This window comes from Micromonospora sp. NPDC049139, from assembly GCF_055586845.1.
The window spans coordinates 37,929-55,834 of record NZ_JBVJHK010000031.1; the positions used below are offsets into that span (position 1 = coordinate 37,929).

Sequence of the window (17,906 nt, forward strand, 5' to 3'; positions counted from 1 at the left end):
CCCGACCCTGGGCGGGAGGGCTGCCCGCGTACCCCCTGGCGGGCCGGAGCCGCGCGGACTCGGCAGATCCGCGCGGCCCCGGATGGCCCGTCTTGCCGGTTTCTCAGCGGCCGGCGAGCAGCCGGTTCACCGCGGTGTCGACGTCCAGGTGCTCGGCCTCGCGGCCGCGCGGGACGACGACGTAGGTTCGCCGCAGGAAGCGCACCAGGACGCTGCGCGGCACCTCGAAGAGGGCGTTGCCGTCGGGCGACGACAGCGCCAGGGCGACGAAGTCCCCGCGCGGGGTGGCCCAGGGCCAGACCCGCACGTCGCCGATGCCGGCCGGCTCGTCGAGGCCGGTGACCAGCAGCTCCCGGGCGAAGGACCAACTGACCGCCTCGCCACCGGCCGATTCGGCGTGGAACAGGACATGGACCGCATACGGATCAGCAGGGTCGTAACGCAGACTGGCACGCACCGGCAAGGCCGTGGCGTCAGGTGCGACGAGCCTTAGCGACGTCTCGACCTCTACGGTCGTCGGTCGGATGACACTCATGGACGATCTCCCCCCGGCACCGCTGCGGAACGCGCGTGTCCCGCTTTTCCCATACTCAGGTGCTACTCCTGGCTACGCTCCGCCATACGCTGACTTCACCCAGTGGTGGGAAGGGGGTCGGAAAGTCCGCGTGAATGTGAGGATTCATGTAGGGTTTTCCGGTTCTGCCCAGTGCGCGATCCCGCCCGGCATCGGGTGGTTCAGTCGTCGACTTACTCCGGTAACGTCCAGTCGACCGTTGCAGTGACGGGCGCGCGCCACACTGGGGGAGGAAATGGTCACGAAACGATCCTCAGTGGATCCGATGGCCGCGCCGGGCGGGCCGAAAGTCGCGGTCCGGGCAGCCGAAAAGCGGGGGTACGGGGTGCCGATGGAGCAGCAGGGCCGGTCAGGTCGGACGCCGGTCGACCGGGGTGGCGCCAACGGAACGGCGCTGGCCGAGCGGCGGCGCCGTCCGCGCTGGCGGCAGCGGCTCGCCACCACCCTCGACCTGATCCGGGCCAACCCGACCGGCCGCGTCGCCCTCAAGATCTTCATCGCCATCGCCGGCGCGCTCGTGGTGACCATCGGCATCGCCCTCATCCCGCTGCCCGGGCCGGGCTGGCTGCTGGTGATCGCCGGCCTCGGCATCTGGGCCGTCGAGTTCCACTGGGCTCGCCGGCTGCTCGGCTTCACCCGCCGACACGTGCACAGCTGGACGCAGTGGGTGAAGGACCAGTCGCTGGCCGTACGCTTCGTGCTCGGCAGCGTCGGCCTGGTCTTCGTCGGCACGGTGGTCTGGCTGTCGCTGAAGTACAGCTTCGGCATCGACGTGATCGCCGAGGCCCTGCACTACCTCGCAACGAACTGACGTGCCGCTGCGGCGACCCTGACGTGCCCGTGGCGGGGGCGTGGTGGGGCGGCGGTCGAGACCCGGCGACGCGCCGACCCCGGATTTCCGGTCCGGTCCCTCGATCAGGTAGAGTCATCGGCGCTGAGGGCGATTAGCTCAGCGGGAGAGCGCTTCGTTCACACCGAAGAGGTCACTGGTTCGATCCCAGTATCGCCCACGATGAATATTTGCACGTAGCGAGCCCGTCGCCGGAGCCACCGGTAACGGGCTTTCGCGTTGTTGCCCCTTAGATTGGGAGCAGATTGGGAGCACGGTCCAACCCGACACTCCGTTGTTGGCCTGGTGGGATCAGTTTCGGGCCCGAGACATGAGAAGACCCGGTGCATGCGGGGGGACGACTCGCCCGGGCCGCCCGGCAATCGGCGTCCACGGCGGCGAGCCAGGACGTCCACGGCCGGAAGACCCCCGCGCGTGCGGGGACGACCCGGCCGTCTCCTCCGGGGTTACCGCGGACTCCGGAAGACCCCGCGCGTGCGGAAACGACTGGTTCGAGCGCGCCGACGACCCTCGATCAGCGGAAGACTCCCGCGCGGGCCATCAGCTGGCCGTTCGCGGCGGACAGGCGGGCCGCCTCGGCGCGTCCGGCGACGACCTGTCGAACCGCAGCACCAGGGCGAGCGTCCGGGGAAGACCCCCGCCCGTGCGGGGACGACCGCGGGGTTGTCGTCGACGCGTAAAAACTGACCCCCTGGCGGCGGGTGAATGTTGACCCCCTCCGAATGATCAGGAGGGTGCTGAGCGTGGAGGACTGGACGGAGATCCGCCGACTGCACTGGTCGGAGCAGATGCCGATCAAGGGCGTTCGCTCGCCGGTTGGGGATCTCGAAGAACACGGTCCGTCGGGCGTTGGCGGCGTCGGAGCCGCCGAAGTACGTGCGCAAGCGGCGGGCTCGGTTCTGGACGCGGTCGAGCCGCAGACCAGTGCGTTGCTGGCATCGACGCCGGGCATGCCCGTGACGGTGATCGCCGAACGCGTCGGGTGGACCCGTGGGTTGACGGTGCTCAGTACCGGGTGCGGGTCCTTCGCCCGCAGGACCAGCCTGTGGATCCGGTGTCGCGGACGACGTATCAGCCGGGTGAACTCGCGCAGTGCGACCTGTGGTTCCCGCCGGCGGACGTCCCGGTCGACGGTGGACAGGTGGCGCGGCCTCCGGTGCTGGTGATGGTGTCCGGCTACTCGCGCTGGCTGATGGCCCGGATGATTCCCTCGCGGCAGGCTCACGACCTCATCGCCGGAAACTGGGCGCTGCTGTCCGGGCTCGGCGCGGTGCCCAGGGCGCTGGTCTGGGACAACGAACCCGCGGGCGGGTGGTGGAAGGCGGGCAGGCCTGCGCTGAGCCGGGAGTTCGAGTCGTTCCGCGGCACTCTCGGGGTCAAGGTCGTGCAGCTGCGGCCACGGGACCCCGAATCCAAGGGCCTGGTCGAACGTGCCAACGGCTACCTGGAAACCTCATTCCTGTCCGGCCGGGTGTTCAACTCGCCACGGGACTTCAACGACCAGCTCACCGAATGGCTGACCCGCCAACGGGCACCATCACTGGCGCATCGAGTGCGACCGGTCTACCGCCTCGGCGCCGACCGTGCCGATGGTTGCCCTACCGCCGGTCGCTCCCGTGCTTGGCTGGCGGCATCAGGTCCGGCTCGGACGTGACCACTGTCCCGCACCGGGTTTGATGGAGACATCGAAACCTGGGAGGAAGACCAGCGATGCCCGCACCGAAGAAGTACCCCGATGAGTTGCGTGAGCGTGCGACCCGGTTGGCGGTTGAGGCCCGCCGGGATCCGGCCAGCGCGGTGGGAGCGATCCGGTGGATCGCCAGCCAGCTTGGCATCCATCCGGAGGCGTTGCGTACGTGGGTGAAGCGGGCCGAGACCGATGCCGGCGAGCGGCCGGGCACCACCAGCAGTGACGCCGAACGTATCGCCGCGTTGGAGCGGGAGGTCCGTGAGCTGCGGCGGGCCAATCAGATCCTGAAGTCCCGGCGTCTTCTCGTGGCGGAGCTGGACCGTCCGTCGCGATGAAGGTCGAGATCGTCGACTCCCAGCGGTCCGAACACGGTGTCCAGCCGGTCCTGCAGGCGCTCGAAAGCGCGCCGGCACAGATCGCACCGTCGGCCTATTACGCTGCCAAGACCCGCCCGGCCTCGGCCCGGTCACTGCGTGACAGCGAGCTGACCGAGGCGATCGAGCAGGTCCACGCGGACAACTACGACGTCTACGGTGCCCGCAAGATCTGGCACGAGCTGCGCTACCGTGGCGTGCCGGGGGCCCGATGCACCGTCGAGCGCCTAGGTGTTCTGCCCAGAGAGGTTAGGGACACGGCTGGCTGGTGGGTGACCGCCGAGGGCGGTGTGAGCGCGGTGGTGATTGTAGGCGTGGAGCCAGGTAGGTAGAGCTGCTCGGCGGGCTGATTCGGATGAGTACGGGCGAGCGTAGGCCCATTCCTCGGTGAGGGTGCGGTGGAAGCGTTCGACCTTGCCGTTGGTCTGGGGCCGGAATGGGCGGGTCTTCTTCATGCTGATGCCGAGGTCGCGGAGGGTGTCGCGCCAGAGGAACGACTTGTAGCAGGGGCCGTTGTCGGTGATGACCCGGCGGACGGTGATGCCGTGGGAGGCGAACCAGTGCGCGAGTCGGGACTACGCGGGCTGCTGCGCGACAAGTCCCCGCGCACGACCCGGCCCGCCGCCGAGACCGGACGCCCCGGTGACCTGGTCAACGTGATGTCGCCGTCGCCGGAGTTCCTCCAACCTGGAACCAGTACCTCGACCCGCAACGGCCGCACTTCAGAAGATCCCCTCCCAGCACTCGGGTCAGCGAATCCTTGTCGCCGGTCGCGGCGACAACCGTCGAGGCAGTCCACACGCTGCTGCTCCCTAGGACGCGCGCCTGCGGCTCGGCTCCGTCACCGGCCACGCCTCGCTCAGCCGGTGGCAGCGGCCAACCAACGGCTTCGACCGCACCATCTGGCAGCTCGTCAACCACAACGACACGGGTTGCTGTGGAAGCCCTGCCCTGGGGCCGAGGCGACCGTGGCGGAGTTCGTGGCCGCCAGGTCGCTGTTCATCGAGGTGCACCGCGAGGCTAGGTGGGGGACGTCGCCTACGACGAAGACTGTTCGCTGATCCGCACTCTTGCCGGGCCCCAAGTCATGGCCGTGTTGCGCAACGCCGCCATCGGAGACGCATTGCCGCCATCACCAAACATCGCCGTCGCCAACCTCCATGCGAGCGACAGCACCCGCCCCTTGCATCACTCGGGATCACCTGACGACCTTGCCGGGGCCCAGGAGCCGGCGTAGGCCGCTGAGCGGGTCTGAGCTGACAGACCGGACCGGTTGCTAACCTCAGTCGCCCTCGCTGTCGGTGCCCTCAGGCACAGCAGCTAGCCCGCCCAGTTCTTCGAACCGTCGGTCGGCCAGCTCGGTGAGCCGCTGCAACTGTCTACGCAGGCTGAGACGAAGCCCTACGTTGGGAAGGCTTCGCTCCGAGATCCTGCTGCTGAGTTTGGCGGCCACAGCCGCCCGTCGGGCGATCCTCAGATCGGGATGCCCAAGGCGGGCGCGAGTCTGCGGGGACAGAACGTCGAAGCGGACGCTGGCCGGCAGTACGGGAACGTCGGCGACGGGCGGAACGCGCTTCTCGTTGAACAGCATGTCGGAAAGCCGGCGTTCAATCGCATACTCGAGGGTGCCAACGTACTCTCTGGCCAGGTCTTTCTGGTGGTCTGGAGGCCATAGCGGCCAAACCTCGACCTCTACGACCTCCAGCGGATCCAGCACCCCCATCGCGACCGCGTCCGTGCGCTGATTTGTTAGATGGCGTCGAATTCGCGTGCTGACGCCTTCTGTCGTCTTCCCCACGTACATGGCTACGCCATCGAAGTCGTAAAATGCATAGACTCCGTAGCCGCCTGAACTAACCTTCTTGTTTCCAACCTGCCATTCGTGCCGGCTGTTCCTAAGTCCTGCTCGAAGCTCTATACCCCGGGCGAGCATCCTTCGCTTCGCTATCGTCTCCTCGAGTTCGGCCGATGCCTCTGCCAAGGAAGCCCGAGTTGCCGCGAGGTCCGCTTTGCACTGTTTGGAGCCCCGACGGGGCGGGGGCGCAGAAAGGATTCCATTTAGGCGGGTCAGCCCTTGCGCCTCCAATGCCTTGAGGCCAGACACTTCGTCAGTCAGCTCACTGATGAGCTTGTCAAGCTCCCCAGCATCGCGGTCAAGGGCGCTGAGCACTGCAGCGTCTTCGTCGAGCGTCAGCTTCAGTCCGTCGGCCAACAGCTGGTAAAACTCATTTATATCGGGCGTATCGGCGTTGTAGTTGGGCGGCGGGACGAGTCCGGGCATGGCTCCAAAGGCTAGCGTAGACCGAGAGCGGGGAGGCGTAATCCGCGCGTCTAAGGCGATGAGCAAGTCCAAGATCACGCAACGCGGCTCAGCTTCTTCGCAAGGGACGTCGGGGCACGCCCTGCTACCACCAGTGCAGGCGTGTCTACACCAACCACATCAAGCCGGGCACCCCGCGACTTTGCCAGGGCCTGATCAGATTCAGGGCTTACTGGACCGACGGCCCTCTCCGCGCGGCAGCGCAGGCTGGCTGTTATAGGGATAGGACGAGGCGCTTGACACGGGCAGCGACCTCTGCCACCTGTTCGTGCTCCCATACTCTGACCACCGTCCAGCCCGCATCCTTCAGCTGGCCGTCGACGGCGGTGTCGCGGTTGCGGTTTCTTTCGATCTTTGCATGCCAGTAGCCCGTCGGGTCAGAGGGCATACGCCCGTGTTCGGGACAGCCGTGCCAGAAGCAGCCGTCAAGGAAGACCGCAATTTTGCACCGAGGGAAGACAATGTCAGGACGGACCTTTCTGTCCCGCAACTGAATCTGTAGTGCCACACGGTATCGAAGGCCCTGCCGGAACAGCTCACGCCGCAGCGCAAGTTCCGGTTTAGTGCCGGAGCTTCGGTTAGCCTTCATTGACTTGGAAGCGCTTGAGGGCGGTGGAGTCGCTGGGAGCTTGGCTGTGGGCAATGTGCCGCCTATCAGGATGTTGGGAAGAGACCTTCCGGCTCCTCGACGACTCCTTCGGCGCCTTCGACCTCAATCATGCCGTCCAGCGCCTCGTAGCGGGCACGTGCTAGGTCGTTGAGCCGCTCGGTCTGCGTCAGCAGCGTTCGCCTCAGTCCCCGTGACACCTTGCGCTCGCTGATGTTCTTGGCGAGAAGCGAGATTGTCTGCGCCCGCCGGGCGATCCGAGTGTCCGGATGGCTGCGATCCGGGAAGATGCTGTCCGGAATGATGACGCAGGTCAGCGGTTCGGGAAGCTCAACTGGTTCGGCGGCGGGAATCTCGCCTTCGTTGAGAATGGCGTTGAAGGTGCTCGCCTCGAGCAGGTTCTGGTAGACGGTGTACTCGTATGGATCGAGAGCGGCTTTGCGAGCCTTGGGCGGAAGATCGCCGATGTGGGGCAGTGACCACATCGATACCGTGTGGACCTCGAATGGATCGAGCACGTACTTCGCCACTGCGTCAGACCGCTGGCCGGTCAGGTGCCTCCCGAGTCTGACGCCAAAGCCCTCAGCCGTCTGCCCGACGTAGATCGGCTCTCCGTCATAGTCATAGAAGGCGTAGATGCCAGCCTTGGCCTTCCCGATGGTCTGGCCCGGGCGTTGTGGGTCCGGCCGCTTGAGGGCAGCGGTGATCGCGTCCCGGATGGCCTGGACCTCACGGGGCAGGATAGTCGTGGCGAGGTCGATGCGGCGTGTGGACAACGGCAACCTCCAGGGCGATGGACAGGCTCGCCCTCGGAAGGCTACTCGTCGCCTGGCTCGTTGTCTGGTCGCAGTACAGGGATCAGGTAGTGCTCGCCGATCCAGCGGACTACGTCTACGACGACCGCGTCGCCGAAGCCGAACAATTGCTGGTTAGGTGTGCCAGCAACGAGTTTGTAGTCCGTAGCGCCCATGAGGTTGGCGTATTCGCGTGGCGTCATCCAGCGGATCCGAGGCTCGCGGCCGTGGCCCAGTTCGACTAGCGCCTGCTTGCTCGAGCCGCCGCCGGTCGTTCGTAGGCATCCAGCGATGGCGTCGCGCCGGAGCTCCCACATCGAGACGCCTTGCCGTGTACGTCGGTAAGCCGTTCGGTAGGAGAGGACGTCCGCGACACGGAGGGACTCGAAGCGCGCTTTTTGCATGTCGCTGAGCGAGTCGACGAATGCTTTGACGCGCTGCTCATCCCACCACGCGCTTGTCGGGACGTTGTGCTCCACCACTGCGCTCAGGTCCTTCGGGCCTTCCGGGAGGTCAGGAAGGTCGAGGTAGTGCATGTTGATGTTCTCGTGGTGTGCTTTGTGGATTTTGGTGACCCAGGCCGGCCGTACGTCGCTGATCTCTGGAACTCCGACATGCGCGTTTTTTGGCAACTCCTCTTTGGTGATTCCTATGATGAACATGCGCGGCCGGGACTGCGGGACGAAGTGCCGGGCATCGATAGCTAGCACATCGAGGGAGTATCCCAACTCACTCAAGCATTGGAGCGCGTCGGCCAGATCTTTGCCGCCGTGGCTGGTGGCGAATCCGTGTACGTTTTCGAGCAGGACTACGCGTGGTTTTTCCGTTAGTTCCTTGATCACTCGGGCGAACTGCCAGAACATTCCGGATTGCTTGCCGACAAGGCCGAGACGGTTGCCTGCGAGAGAGAGGTCGATACAGGGGAAACTGCTTGTCGCTAGCTCAATTCCGGAAGGGAGAGACTGCCCCCTGATGTCGCAAATGTCATCGACCTTGAAGTGGTCTTCGGCATCGGGGTAGTTCGCATAGTATGCGTCGAACTTCGCCTGCTTGATATCATTGGCCCAAACGATTCTCACTCCGAGCGGCTCCAGAGCCGTCCGCACGAGGCCGATGCCGGCGAAAAATTCTGCGGCATTGATCGCCTTAGTTTCCATGCGCCCTCCATCGCCGATCATCGTTACAGCAGTCTATAACCCGCGATGGCGAACTGACGAGGAATGACGCCAGCCTGTGATCGATCCGATCATGCGCCGCCCGCCCTTCCGTTCAGCCAGCTACTCTATGTAACGAGAAGCCGCCTGTAGAGTTACGGAGTAAGCAAGGTTAGCCTCGCCGAGACGGGCCGTCGCGGCAGCGTACCACTGAACCCACGCCGACCTTCAGCTAGCCTTGCATCCAGTGCCACTAAAATGCTTGCTCGAATTCGAGCCCATCGCGTTTCTCGGCTTCCGCACCGAGCCCTCGGCCAGCCCAGCAGTATCTGTCACAATCCCTTACTCATGCTTGTCAACAATCGCAGCGTTCCGCCGCGAGGTCACCTTGGCCTCGAACAAGACAAGGCGCTTGTCGACGCCAACGGCCGATTCGGGCGCAACCAAACGGAACGCCAAAGTCACCTGGTGGGGGTGCAGTTCATCATTTTCGTGGCCAGGGAGGGATGGTTGACCTTCCTTCACCCGGTCAACAACCGGATAGATCAGGATCGAACCCGATCGGGGCTCGACATGCCGCCTCGCTTGTTCCTCGCCGATCTCCGCGTTGTTGACTGCTTTGTCGTCTGCTGCTGGCACGCGTTTGATGACTTCTCCGGGGCCGCGGTGTTCGAGTTTGCTAATGCCGCCGTAGTAATCGGGCTTCTGTCGAGTTCTGGTGTAAACGCTGATGGGGTCGTGTCCCAGGATCCGTCGGTTGGCCGCTGAGCCCTTGTGCTGCGGCAAGATGACGACCCAGCCGCTGATTTGCTCCGAGGTGAGCGAGCTGAGCCACCGTAGATCAGGCGTCAGCGCGTCGTCGGTTGCGAGGCGAAGCGATTGCATTACGCTGAGCAGGACCGGATGGCTGACTCTGCCGATCCAAGCGTGGTAGTTCCAGCTTTCGGGTGTTCTCTCTGAGTCGTCGCTATCAGGCTTCGCGGCGTTGGGCAGCTCGCCGTAGAGGCGGGTGTGGGTTTTCGCGGCGTCGAGAAGCGGCTGGAACGCCCTTGTGTTGGACTCGATGAGCTTGGAGTTGGACGGCCACCGCCTCGGCTCGACGGCGATGCCTGGCGATCGGCGTTCGGCGAGGTCGGCGTTGTACATCTTGTTGGCTGCCGTGGGCTTGAGCCAGTCGAGGTGTTGGGCGACTAGAGGTGGCACCTGGGCGGGTGTGAGTTGGGACTTGCCGTCGACGGGTGTGGCGTAGCGGCGGAGCTCGGTTCGGAAGTGTTCCTCGTCGCGGCAGCTTGCTTCGAAGGCTGTGTGCAGGGACGGGGTGATGTAGAGGCGGACGAGGTCCCGGTAGTGCGGTCGGAAGCCGAACCAGCGGCCCATCTGCATGAGCGTGTCTTGCTGTTTGGTGAGTCGCCGGTAGTAGGAGATGGTGAGGCCTTCGACGGTGAAGCCACGAGCGAGGCTGTTCCCGCCGACGAGGATCTTCCAGACTCCGCGCTGATCGAAGTCGATTTGTTCGTTCTCGAGGCTCTTCTCGCTGTTGACGACGATGACCGGGTCGCCGCCCTGGCCGATGTTGCGGACCGCCTGAGCGACGTAGGGCGTCAGCTCTTCATAGGTGTCGGGAATGCTGTCGCCGTGTGCGAGCGCTTGACTGACTGGGCGGATGTCTTCGTCGTAGAGCTTGCGTAGCCGGTCAGCGCTAGCCGGCGCGAAGTAGCCGCCGGTTTCCCACAGTTGGCGTACTTCCGTTGCTTTGTCGCTGTGGACCGCGCGTTGCATGGCGTGGTGTACCAGCATGGTGTGGTGACGGAAGGCGCCCTCGCCTCGGTCTTGCCGGTAGAGCTTGAGCGCCCCCGTTAGCACGAAGGCGTCGATGGCTTGCCGGAGGTGGGATTCGTCATCTGGGTCGTCCGGTAGCGGACGTACGTGCGCTTTCTCCTTTGAGTTTGCGAAGTTGTGTTCGGTGTCATCGAGGTCGGCGTCGAGGTCATGGAAGTCCGCGGCTCCCATGTATCCCGGTGGCCGGTCGAGGGAGATGATGAAGTTGCTCGGAAAGATGTCTTCCGTGTCGCTGGGGTCGACGAAGACGTTGGCGAACGGCGTCGCGGTGTAGCCGACGTACTGGGCACGCGGGAGCAGCGTTAGCAGCTCGCTGATGCGCTGGTTGATGCTGGTCCGCTCTTTCTGGTCTTTCTCCCACTTCTTGGGGTTGCTGGTGTTCGGAGACGCTTGATCGGACTCGTCGTCGATGATCAAGGCCGGGATGTCGGCGAGACGTGTGGTTATCTTGCGTAGATCCTTGACCAGCTTAGTCAGCACGAGGTTGTTCTTCTTCACAACGACCAGGCGTGCATGGCTACCTCTGAGATTGACGTCGTCATACAGCGGCCGTGTCCGGTCAAGCCGCTCGAAGTCAAGGGCGCTGATGCCTTGTTGCAGGCTTCGGTAGTCGAAGTCTCGCGTGGTGAGGCGGACGACGTCAGGCTGGCCGACGTCACGAGGCAGCACGCCGTGCCGGACAAACTTGCCGTCACGCCAATCTCGATCGGCATGATAGTCGAACGCTTCGGTGTCGTGCTCGCTGATGCCCCGAAGCAGGTTCTCGCGGCCGACGAGTTCCATGTCGAGTCGGCGTTGTGTCTGGGTTCGTAGCAGGTTCGCGCTGCCGCTGAGAACGATGAAGAGCCGGTAGCCGGCGTCGATGGCCTTGGCGATGACCCCGGTGAAGTTCGCTGTCTTGCCGCTTTGAACGTAGCCGACGACAAGGCCCTTCGCCTGGTGGCGTTTGGGACCGGCGGGGTCCGCGAGGCGCTCCACGACTTTGGTCGTGGAGGCGTCGAGCGCGGCGACTGCTTTGGGGTCGAAACCGCGCGCGTGCAGTAGGTGGTTCCGGTAGTGGTCCCAGTAGAAGTCACGCTCACGGCGGACGCTCTCGGTGTACCAAGGTGTCCATTCGCCATCGATGATGGTGTCCTCGGCCGCCGCGATGGGCACCATGTCGAGCAGCAGCGCTGCTGCTTTGTCGCCGAGGCCGAGCAGCGAGGTGATCCGGGCCCGCCGCTCGGGGGTGTTGTGGGGGGTGCCATCAATCCAGGTGCTGCCTTCGGCGGCGTCCCAGGTGGCAAGTCGTACAGCGAGATCTATGCGGAGGCTATCGTTGGGGTCCACCGCAGTGAGGTAGGCGCAGAGGCTGTCGTCGTCGGTGCAGATGGCCGGGTCCTCTGTGAGGGCAGCCGCCAACGCATGCAGGCGGCGGGGTCCGCGCAGATCCATGGCCTTGAGCGCTTCTCGGTAGCTGGTCGCGAAGGGTTCGGTCATGGGTTCACCTCAGTGGCGATGATGTCGGCGAGCGGCTCAGGGACGGACGTGCCTGCTTCTTGGTGGGTCAAGTCGATGCGGTATCTGACGTCGGTAACGTGGCTGTAGTCGAATCCCGTGCCGGCGAGTTGCTGTGCGGTAAGCCTCGGGAAGTCTTCGGCAACGAGAAAGGCGCGTGAAGGAGTTCGCCGCCGCCAGCGCGTGACGCAAAGCTCGCCGAAGGGTTCGGCCCAGCCTGCTGCTGCGAGTTTGGCGTCGAGTTCGACGCTGGCGGTTGAGCCGGCGGCAGCGCCCCGGGCAGCGGCTACGAGTTCGCTCAACCTCCAGCCCTGTCCCGGGCCGGCTTCGGTGAGCTGATGGGAGACGAGCCACAGCGGCACCGACAGTGTCGCTTGCAACTGTGTAAGCGAGCCGATCCAGTGCGTCCGGCTCTCCGAGGCGGTGGTTTTGACCTCGACGTCGAAGTCCTCTATGGCGAAGTCGTGTTCTTCGCCGTGCGGTCCGCGCCAGGCCGATACAGCACCCTGCGGCCCGAGCCGTTTGCATGCTCCGATCAACGTCAGCAGTTCGCCGCAGAGGCCCAGCTCACGCTCCCGGGAGATTGATCGGTTGCGTCCCATCAGACGCGTGAGCAGCCGAAGCGTCTCCGTGACGGCAACTCCGAATCCTTTGCCGTCCAGTTGGGCTCGATCGGCTATCGCACAAAGTATGGGATAGGCGTCCACGAAGAGTGACGGGTCTGTGATCACGACCTGTAGCAGGCCAGGATCACGGGGCGATGGCCGTACGCTGAGATGTTCGAGGCGCGATCGTGGAACGGCCTCGCGATCAGCAAGCGGCCCCTGCAGGGTGATGGAGGGACGTCCCGGATCGATCGTGAGGGTCAGTGGAGGTTTCTTGCCCATCGGATGCGCCATCGGGACGCCGGCAGCGAGGTACTCGCGGAAGCCAGCGACGCTGAGGTGCTGTCGGGTCATGAGGTTACGCCGCGGGCATGCTGGGACCTGGCGGCACTCGTCAGGATCTCCTGCCACATGGCAATGTTGTCCTTGTCCTTGGCGCCGAGGTACTCGCCCTCGAACACGTCCTCAACCAGGAGGTAAAGCAGCGCCTTCACGAGCGGAGCATCGTTCAGGCCGCCGCGTCCGCTTCCCACCACGGCCGGGCGATAGTGATCGTTCAGCCACAAGGTGCGGTTCTCGCGATCCACAGCGAACAGCTCGAGGCTTTGGAACCGGCGCCACCTGATGTCGATCGGGTCCTCGCCGGGCATGAACGGGACCTCGTCGCTGATCGCCCTCCTGATGAGAGGGTCGAATCCTTTGCCGGGAGGAAGCATCTTGCGCCGGTCTCGGCGGCGTTCTCGTGATCGTTTGTAGGCGGCTTCGGCATCCCGAAGGTAGGAGGCCATACGAGCGCCGTCGGCGTCGCGAGCGGCTTCGGCGAGGTGGGCGAAGTCGGGCCCGACCGTTACCCGTGACTTCTCGGGGTTCATCGAGAAGAGGCCCGCCACGTCGTCGTTGATGTCGATCGCGACGCGGGCGAGCTGCAGCCGGGGGTCGGCGGCGGTGAGGCCGTCCCAGCCACCGGCCTGCAACAGCCGATCGGCTCGGTAGAAGTACAGGCCCTGCCGTTCGATGGCACCGCCTGGCAGACGGAAGTTCGGGGACTTCGAGCGACCGGGCCAGACGTGGCAGGTGAACTCAATCCTCTGGCCGTCGCGTTCCGCCACGAGGATCTTTGGGTATTCCGGGTGGCCGGTGTGGTGGTAAGCGAACGGGTCGATCGGCTCGACTTCGAACTGGCCGCCGACTACGGAACGATCTGCGTCGGCGACGTCAACGGCGATCCGCAAGGACCCCCGGGCCAGGAATCGGTGGAGCACCAGTCCAAGGTGGTCGAGGATCTTGGATATTGTCGCGCTCAAGAACGCTTGCACACGGTCCGGATCGTCCGTCACGGTGAATCCGGTGATGTCATCCCAACGGATGACAGTACGACCGCCTGCGCCGGCTGCCTTGAAGCCCCAGTCTTGATCCAACTCGTCGTTGACGAAATCGGTCGGCACGATGTCGCATCGGAAATTCGAGAGGTCATCCAAAGACCATCGGCGACCATTGATTTCACTGTCGATGGAGCGGCTAAACACTGAGAGATTGCGAGCCTGACTGAACGATGCAGCCTTCATCCCGAGACCGAACTTTCCGAGGCTGCCTGTCTTGTATTCACGACGCCCACCGACGGTCATGGCCGAGTCGATAAGATCGGAGGAGATGCCGTGGCCATTATCGGCAACGTACAACGAGCGCAGACGTCCGTCGCGCTGCACGAATCTGATGACCACTTCGCTTGCCGCGGCGTCAATAGCGTTGTCGACAAGATCCGCTAAAGCCGTCTCTATTCGATGATTGCGTCCAAGGCCGTCAAGCGCATGCGGGTCAGGGGGCAGGCTTACCGAACCGCTAGTTGGAATTTCTTCTCGCCACGTCGACAACTCAGACCCCGTCCGCCCTGCTTGCGAAACGCATCTCGCCTAGACTCAATACTGCGATGACGTCGAAGCCTACCCGATCCACCCGAGGATGCGCATCGGCCAATCGGCCGATTCCACTCCATCGTCCGAAAGCTGCTCGGGAGCCTAAAGCCACCCCAGTCAATAGCTCACGTCAAGCATCTCATCCGTCTCGGGCTGTACGACACCGCAGTCCGGTGAAGTGGCCGTAAAATTGGAGTCTTTTGCTGCGGGACGCACTAGGTGGAGACGACTATTGGCAGATGCTCCTCAATGGCTTCTCAGCGATATGGAAGCTAAAGAAGGCATTGCCACGTCGGTCTTGTCAATCTATCGACTGCGGCTCAGGGCATTCTTTAAATCGGTGCAGGTGCCGAAGTGTCGTGCGGTCGAGTACGCGGCCACACCCCGAGTCGATTGGCAGGCGGTCGTGGACCTCGTGATCAACGTCTGCCGACTTACCCTCTTGCCCCGCTCGGGCGGCACGCCTATCACCCCATGTCTCCAACCTGCCCTGCCCGTCTCAGGGGACGTGCGGGGCGCGGATCGATTATCGGCGAGCCAAGCGACAGTTCCACCCTCTGTCAATTGGGGCGTTCCCGGTGCTATCCGTGCGACCCGGCCGATCCCGGCGTGCCTCTGCACGGTCATGCCGTGACCGCGAGTGCCGGCGAAGGGGCACTGGGGGGCGCTCCTGGCTAATCCGTGGCTGCTCGGACGTTGAGGAATTGACGCGGACGCACGGAGATCATAATCGTCATTCCGGGCCCGCCGGGTCCGGCTCCCGCCCCCGCGGCGACCCTGAGGGCCCGCCGCGCCCCTGTTCGCGCCACTGCCCGGCGCCGTCGGCACGCAGCAGGCGATCCACCATGCGTAACGCCTCCGGCTCCGTCTCGAACTCCCAGCGCAGCACCTTTCCCGTCTCGGTGTCACCGGCGCGGGCGACCACCGTCCAGCGCGTCCGGCGGATGAGCCACACGTCCCGGCGCGCCAGGCGCCCCCAGATCCCGTTCCACCACCGCCGGACCTCCTCATCCACGCGATGATCGTACGCATGTTCGATAACGTGGCGGGGCGGGGTGGCGAACCAGCAGGGTGGGGTCACTCGCAGCGATCTTCGGCGCCTCGGCCGTACGGCTCGCAGCAGTCCGGGCGGTGCCGGTAAACCCGCAGGTCCCGGCCGCGCCGGTGACCGTACTCGGTCGTGATCTCGTACAGGCAGGCCTGCCACACGACGGTCTCCCCGCCGCCGGGCACCACCTGTCCGTCACCCGGCCCGCCGCGCAGCAGCACGTCCACCCGTCGACGGTACGTCCACCACGAGCGCGCGACGCGGCGCGTGAGACTCCGCTCCCCCGAGCGGGCAGGCGCTGCCGGCTGCGGCCGATCTCCAACTGAACGCGTCGCCCCAGGGACCGCCCGTCGGTAGCTGCGGTGAGGTTCTCCGCTCGCACGTGGCGTCCGCCCCAGCGCCAAGCGCGCTGCGACCGCCCGCTGGCCCATTCGTTGTCGCGGATCTGGGCCCGAGGCGGCCCGTGTCTCTCCCACGATGACGTGGGGGTGGGGATGAGCGGGGCGTGCGGCCGGCGTGGTCGGGACTGGAGGTGACTCCCGCCCGCCCGCGGGCGAGGGCCGGAGCGGAGCCGGTGCTGCGTCGCCCAGTCGCGCCGATGCTCGCGGCGCCGGTCGACGTGGTGCCTGAGGGCCCGGGCCTTGTGCACGAGCCGAAGTGGGACGGGTGGAGGTGTATCGCCTTCCGCGAGGCCGATGGTGTGTACCTGCAGTCGCGGGCCGGCCGGAACCTAACCAGATACTTCCCCGACATCACCCGCACACTGCGGGCGTCCGTGCCGCCGGGCGTGGTGCTCGACGGTGAACTGGTCGTGTGGGAGCGTGGCCGAACAAACTTCGCGCAGCTGCAGCGGCGTGTCGCGGCCGGCCGCGGCGTGCTGCGGCTGGCACACGACTGCCCCGCCCACTACGTGCTGTTCGATCTGCTCGCGGACGTCGACGGCCGGGTGATCCTCGACCTGCCCCTGTCGCAGCGGCGAGCTCGGCTCGAGATGCTGCTCGCCGACGCCCCAGCGCAGCTGACCCTGACTCCGCAAACCGCCGACATGCGGCAGGTGGGGGACTGGCTCATGCACTGGACCGTCGCGACGGGCATTGAGGGCGTGGTCAGCAAGCGGCTGATCGGCCGGTACCAGCCCGGCCGACGCGGCTGGTCGAAGTACCGCACCCGAATCGTCACCGAGGCGATCATCGGCGGGGTGACCGGCAGCCTGCGCGAGGCGGACACGCTGCTGCTCGGCCGGTTCGACCGGATGGGCCGGCTCCGCTACACCGGCCGCACCCACCCGCTCAACGCCGAGCGACGGCAGGAGTTCGGGGCAATCCTGTCTCCGCCGCAGTCCAGGCGGCAACGGCGGGCTGCCGTGAGGCATCCGTGGCCGCAGCCGTTGCCGGCGTCGTGGTCGGGGCAGTTGGACCGGCCGGAGCCTCTGGAGTACGTGCAGGTGGAGCCGACGGTGGTGGTGGAGATCGAGGCGGACGTGGCGTTCGAGCACCAGCGGTGGCGCCATCGGGTCAAGGCCGTCCGGGCTCGACCAGACATGTCGGTGTACGACGTTCCGCTGCTGCTCGGAGAGCAGGAAGGCTACTTCGGCGAGACGTAGAAACGACATCGAGCAAATCATCCGCCTGCGCAAGTCTCAGCTGGACCAAACCGCATCTCGTACTCGCTCAAGCCACGCACTCCTGCCTTGGTGGCTCTTCCTTGGCTTGAGTTTGTGCAGCTTAGCTTTAAGTCGGACCACAGGTCGGTACGCAAGGTCGGACAACAAGTCGGCATTCCCAGCCTCCACCGGGCTGGGAGATCCTTGGCGCACAGGGCGACTGCGCCGGACTTCAGCTTCCCCGGTTTCTCTCCACGAGCAGGTGATGATTTGCCCGGAGCTGTGCCTTTCACCGCAGGAAGCGAGCAGACATCCGCCCTGCATTGCGCGCTACCTGCACCCGGCACCTTGTCACGACCAGATGGCACGAGAAACCAGAGATTGGAGCGCCGAGTGACGCACACGGCTGACAGGTCGGATTCCTCGGATCGAGTCGGGAGGATTCGAGATGCCCTCGTGGATCGGCTCATCGCTGACGGCATGATCACCTCCTCGGCCGTGGAGGCGGCGTTCCGGACGGTACCGCGGCATGCGTTCGTGCCTGCTGGCACACCACTCGAGGTCGTCTACGACGTTGACCGGTCGGTGATCACGAAGACGGATGAGCACGGGGTACACCTGTCCTCGGTCAGCGCCGCGTACATCCAGGCCCGCATGATCGAGCAAGCCGGCGTCGGGCCCGGGATGCGGGTCCTGGAGATCGGTTCGGGTGGTTACAACGCGGCGCTGCTGGCTGAGGTGGTCGGGGTGGACGGCCATGTCGTCAGCGTGGACATCGACGCCGATATCACGGACCGGGCCAGGGTCCTGCTGCGCGAGACGGGCTATGACCACCGGGTACGGGTGTTGCAGGTTGACGCGGTGCACGGCGTGCCCGGTGAGGGTGTGTTCGACCGGATCATCGTCACGGTTGGCGCGTGGGACATCCCTCCCGCCTGGCTAGTACTCCAACGTCACTTTGCCTGTCTGCGCTGGTAGTGGGATCGTCGGGCTCGGGCTTGGGATTTTCGTCGCCAGGTTGACCAGTGCAGGGTGTGC

At 65.2% G+C, this 17,906-nt stretch carries 17 protein-coding genes, 1 tRNA gene and 1 pseudogene; 8 read left to right on the forward strand and 11 right to left on the reverse strand.

Annotation, left to right across the window (positions count from 1 at the left end):
• Positions 1-103: 103 nt before the first annotated feature.
• On the reverse strand, positions 104-535 hold the full coding sequence (locus tag ACZ6Q9_RS31955; RefSeq protein WP_007457244.1) for an SsgA family sporulation/cell division regulator: 432 nt from the start codon (positions 533-535) through the stop codon (positions 104-106).
• A 304-nt stretch (positions 536-839) separates the two neighbouring features.
• Between ACZ6Q9_RS31955 and ACZ6Q9_RS31960 the strand changes: the two genes are divergently transcribed.
• The 6 genes from ACZ6Q9_RS31960 to ACZ6Q9_RS31985 all read left to right on the forward strand — a co-directional run bounded on the left by ACZ6Q9_RS31960 (position 840) and on the right by ACZ6Q9_RS31985 (position 3,820).
• On the forward strand, positions 840-1,385 hold the full coding sequence (locus ACZ6Q9_RS31960) for a TIGR02611 family protein (protein WP_393265587.1): 546 nt from the start codon (positions 840-842) through the stop codon (positions 1,383-1,385).
• A 127-nt stretch (positions 1,386-1,512) separates the two neighbouring features.
• Positions 1,513-1,584 (forward strand) — tRNA-Val (locus ACZ6Q9_RS31965).
• Between the two features lie 574 nt (positions 1,585-2,158).
• The gene (locus ACZ6Q9_RS31970) at positions 2,159-2,590 is read left to right on the forward strand and encodes a hypothetical protein (RefSeq protein WP_396830844.1); all 432 of its coding nucleotides are present in this window, start codon (positions 2,159-2,161) and stop codon (positions 2,588-2,590) included.
• Positions 2,581-3,078 carry a hypothetical protein gene (locus ACZ6Q9_RS31975; protein WP_396830845.1) on the forward strand — a complete coding sequence of 166 codons (498 nt, stop codon included), beginning with the start codon at positions 2,581-2,583 and terminating at the stop codon, positions 3,076-3,078. The genes ACZ6Q9_RS31970 and ACZ6Q9_RS31975 overlap by 10 nt, the downstream gene beginning before the upstream one ends.
• 56 nt (positions 3,079-3,134) lie before the next feature.
• A complete protein-coding gene (locus tag ACZ6Q9_RS31980; RefSeq protein WP_396830846.1) occupies positions 3,135-3,449 on the forward strand; it encodes a transposase in 315 nt (104 codons plus the stop codon).
• The gene (locus ACZ6Q9_RS31985; RefSeq protein WP_396830848.1) at positions 3,446-3,820 is read left to right on the forward strand and encodes an IS3 family transposase; all 375 of its coding nucleotides are present in this window, start codon (positions 3,446-3,448) and stop codon (positions 3,818-3,820) included. Before ACZ6Q9_RS31980 ends, ACZ6Q9_RS31985 begins: the two co-directional genes overlap by 4 nt.
• Here ACZ6Q9_RS31985 and ACZ6Q9_RS31990 read toward each other — a convergent pair.
• The 10 genes and pseudogenes from ACZ6Q9_RS31990 to ACZ6Q9_RS32035 all read right to left on the reverse strand — a co-directional run.
• A pseudogene (locus ACZ6Q9_RS31990) lies at positions 3,716-4,060 on the reverse strand (integrase core domain-containing protein); the annotation flags it as partial. The gene ACZ6Q9_RS31985 and the pseudogene ACZ6Q9_RS31990 sit on opposite strands and share 105 nt — an antisense overlap.
• Before the next feature lie 710 nt (positions 4,061-4,770).
• A complete protein-coding gene (locus ACZ6Q9_RS31995) occupies positions 4,771-5,769 on the reverse strand; it encodes a GIY-YIG nuclease family protein (RefSeq protein WP_396830849.1) in 999 nt (332 codons plus the stop codon).
• Between the two features lie 253 nt (positions 5,770-6,022).
• Positions 6,023-6,451 carry a very short patch repair endonuclease gene (locus ACZ6Q9_RS32000; RefSeq protein ID WP_396830851.1) on the reverse strand — a complete coding sequence of 143 codons (429 nt, stop codon included), beginning with the start codon at positions 6,449-6,451 and terminating at the stop codon, positions 6,023-6,025.
• Positions 6,452-6,462: 11 nt separating this feature from the next.
• A complete protein-coding gene (locus ACZ6Q9_RS32005; RefSeq protein ID WP_396830853.1) occupies positions 6,463-7,191 on the reverse strand; it encodes a GIY-YIG nuclease family protein in 729 nt (242 codons plus the stop codon).
• Between the two features lie 41 nt (positions 7,192-7,232).
• Positions 7,233-8,387, reverse strand: coding sequence for a DNA cytosine methyltransferase (locus tag ACZ6Q9_RS32010; RefSeq protein WP_396830854.1), 1,155 nt, complete (start codon positions 8,385-8,387; stop codon positions 7,233-7,235).
• Between the two features lie 318 nt (positions 8,388-8,705).
• Positions 8,706-11,681, reverse strand: coding sequence for a Z1 domain-containing protein (locus ACZ6Q9_RS32015; RefSeq protein ID WP_396830856.1), 2,976 nt, complete (start codon positions 11,679-11,681; stop codon positions 8,706-8,708).
• Positions 11,678-12,658, reverse strand: coding sequence for a PD-(D/E)XK motif protein (locus tag ACZ6Q9_RS32020; protein WP_396830858.1), 981 nt, complete (start codon positions 12,656-12,658; stop codon positions 11,678-11,680). Before ACZ6Q9_RS32020 ends, ACZ6Q9_RS32015 begins: the two co-directional genes overlap by 4 nt.
• Positions 12,655-14,175, reverse strand: coding sequence for an ATP-binding protein (locus ACZ6Q9_RS32025; protein WP_396830859.1), 1,521 nt, complete (start codon positions 14,173-14,175; stop codon positions 12,655-12,657). The genes ACZ6Q9_RS32020 and ACZ6Q9_RS32025 overlap by 4 nt, the downstream gene beginning before the upstream one ends.
• A gap of 775 nt (positions 14,176-14,950) precedes the next feature.
• Positions 14,951-15,232 carry a hypothetical protein gene (locus ACZ6Q9_RS32030; protein ID WP_396830860.1) on the reverse strand — a complete coding sequence of 94 codons (282 nt, stop codon included), beginning with the start codon at positions 15,230-15,232 and terminating at the stop codon, positions 14,951-14,953.
• A gap of 62 nt (positions 15,233-15,294) precedes the next feature.
• Entirely contained in the window at positions 15,295-15,492 is a 198-nt protein-coding gene (locus ACZ6Q9_RS32035) for a hypothetical protein (RefSeq protein ID WP_396830861.1), read from the reverse strand.
• A gap of 371 nt (positions 15,493-15,863) precedes the next feature.
• Here ACZ6Q9_RS32035 and ACZ6Q9_RS32040 point away from each other — a divergent pair, with 371 nt between their 5' ends.
• Positions 15,864-16,868, forward strand: a complete 1,005-nt coding sequence (locus tag ACZ6Q9_RS32040) for an ATP-dependent DNA ligase (protein WP_466021462.1) — start codon at positions 15,864-15,866, stop codon at positions 16,866-16,868.
• A gap of 456 nt (positions 16,869-17,324) precedes the next feature.
• Positions 17,325-17,846 carry a methyltransferase domain-containing protein gene (locus ACZ6Q9_RS32045; protein WP_396830863.1) on the forward strand — a complete coding sequence of 174 codons (522 nt, stop codon included), beginning with the start codon at positions 17,325-17,327 and terminating at the stop codon, positions 17,844-17,846.
• The last annotated feature ends 60 nt before the right edge of the window (positions 17,847-17,906 follow it).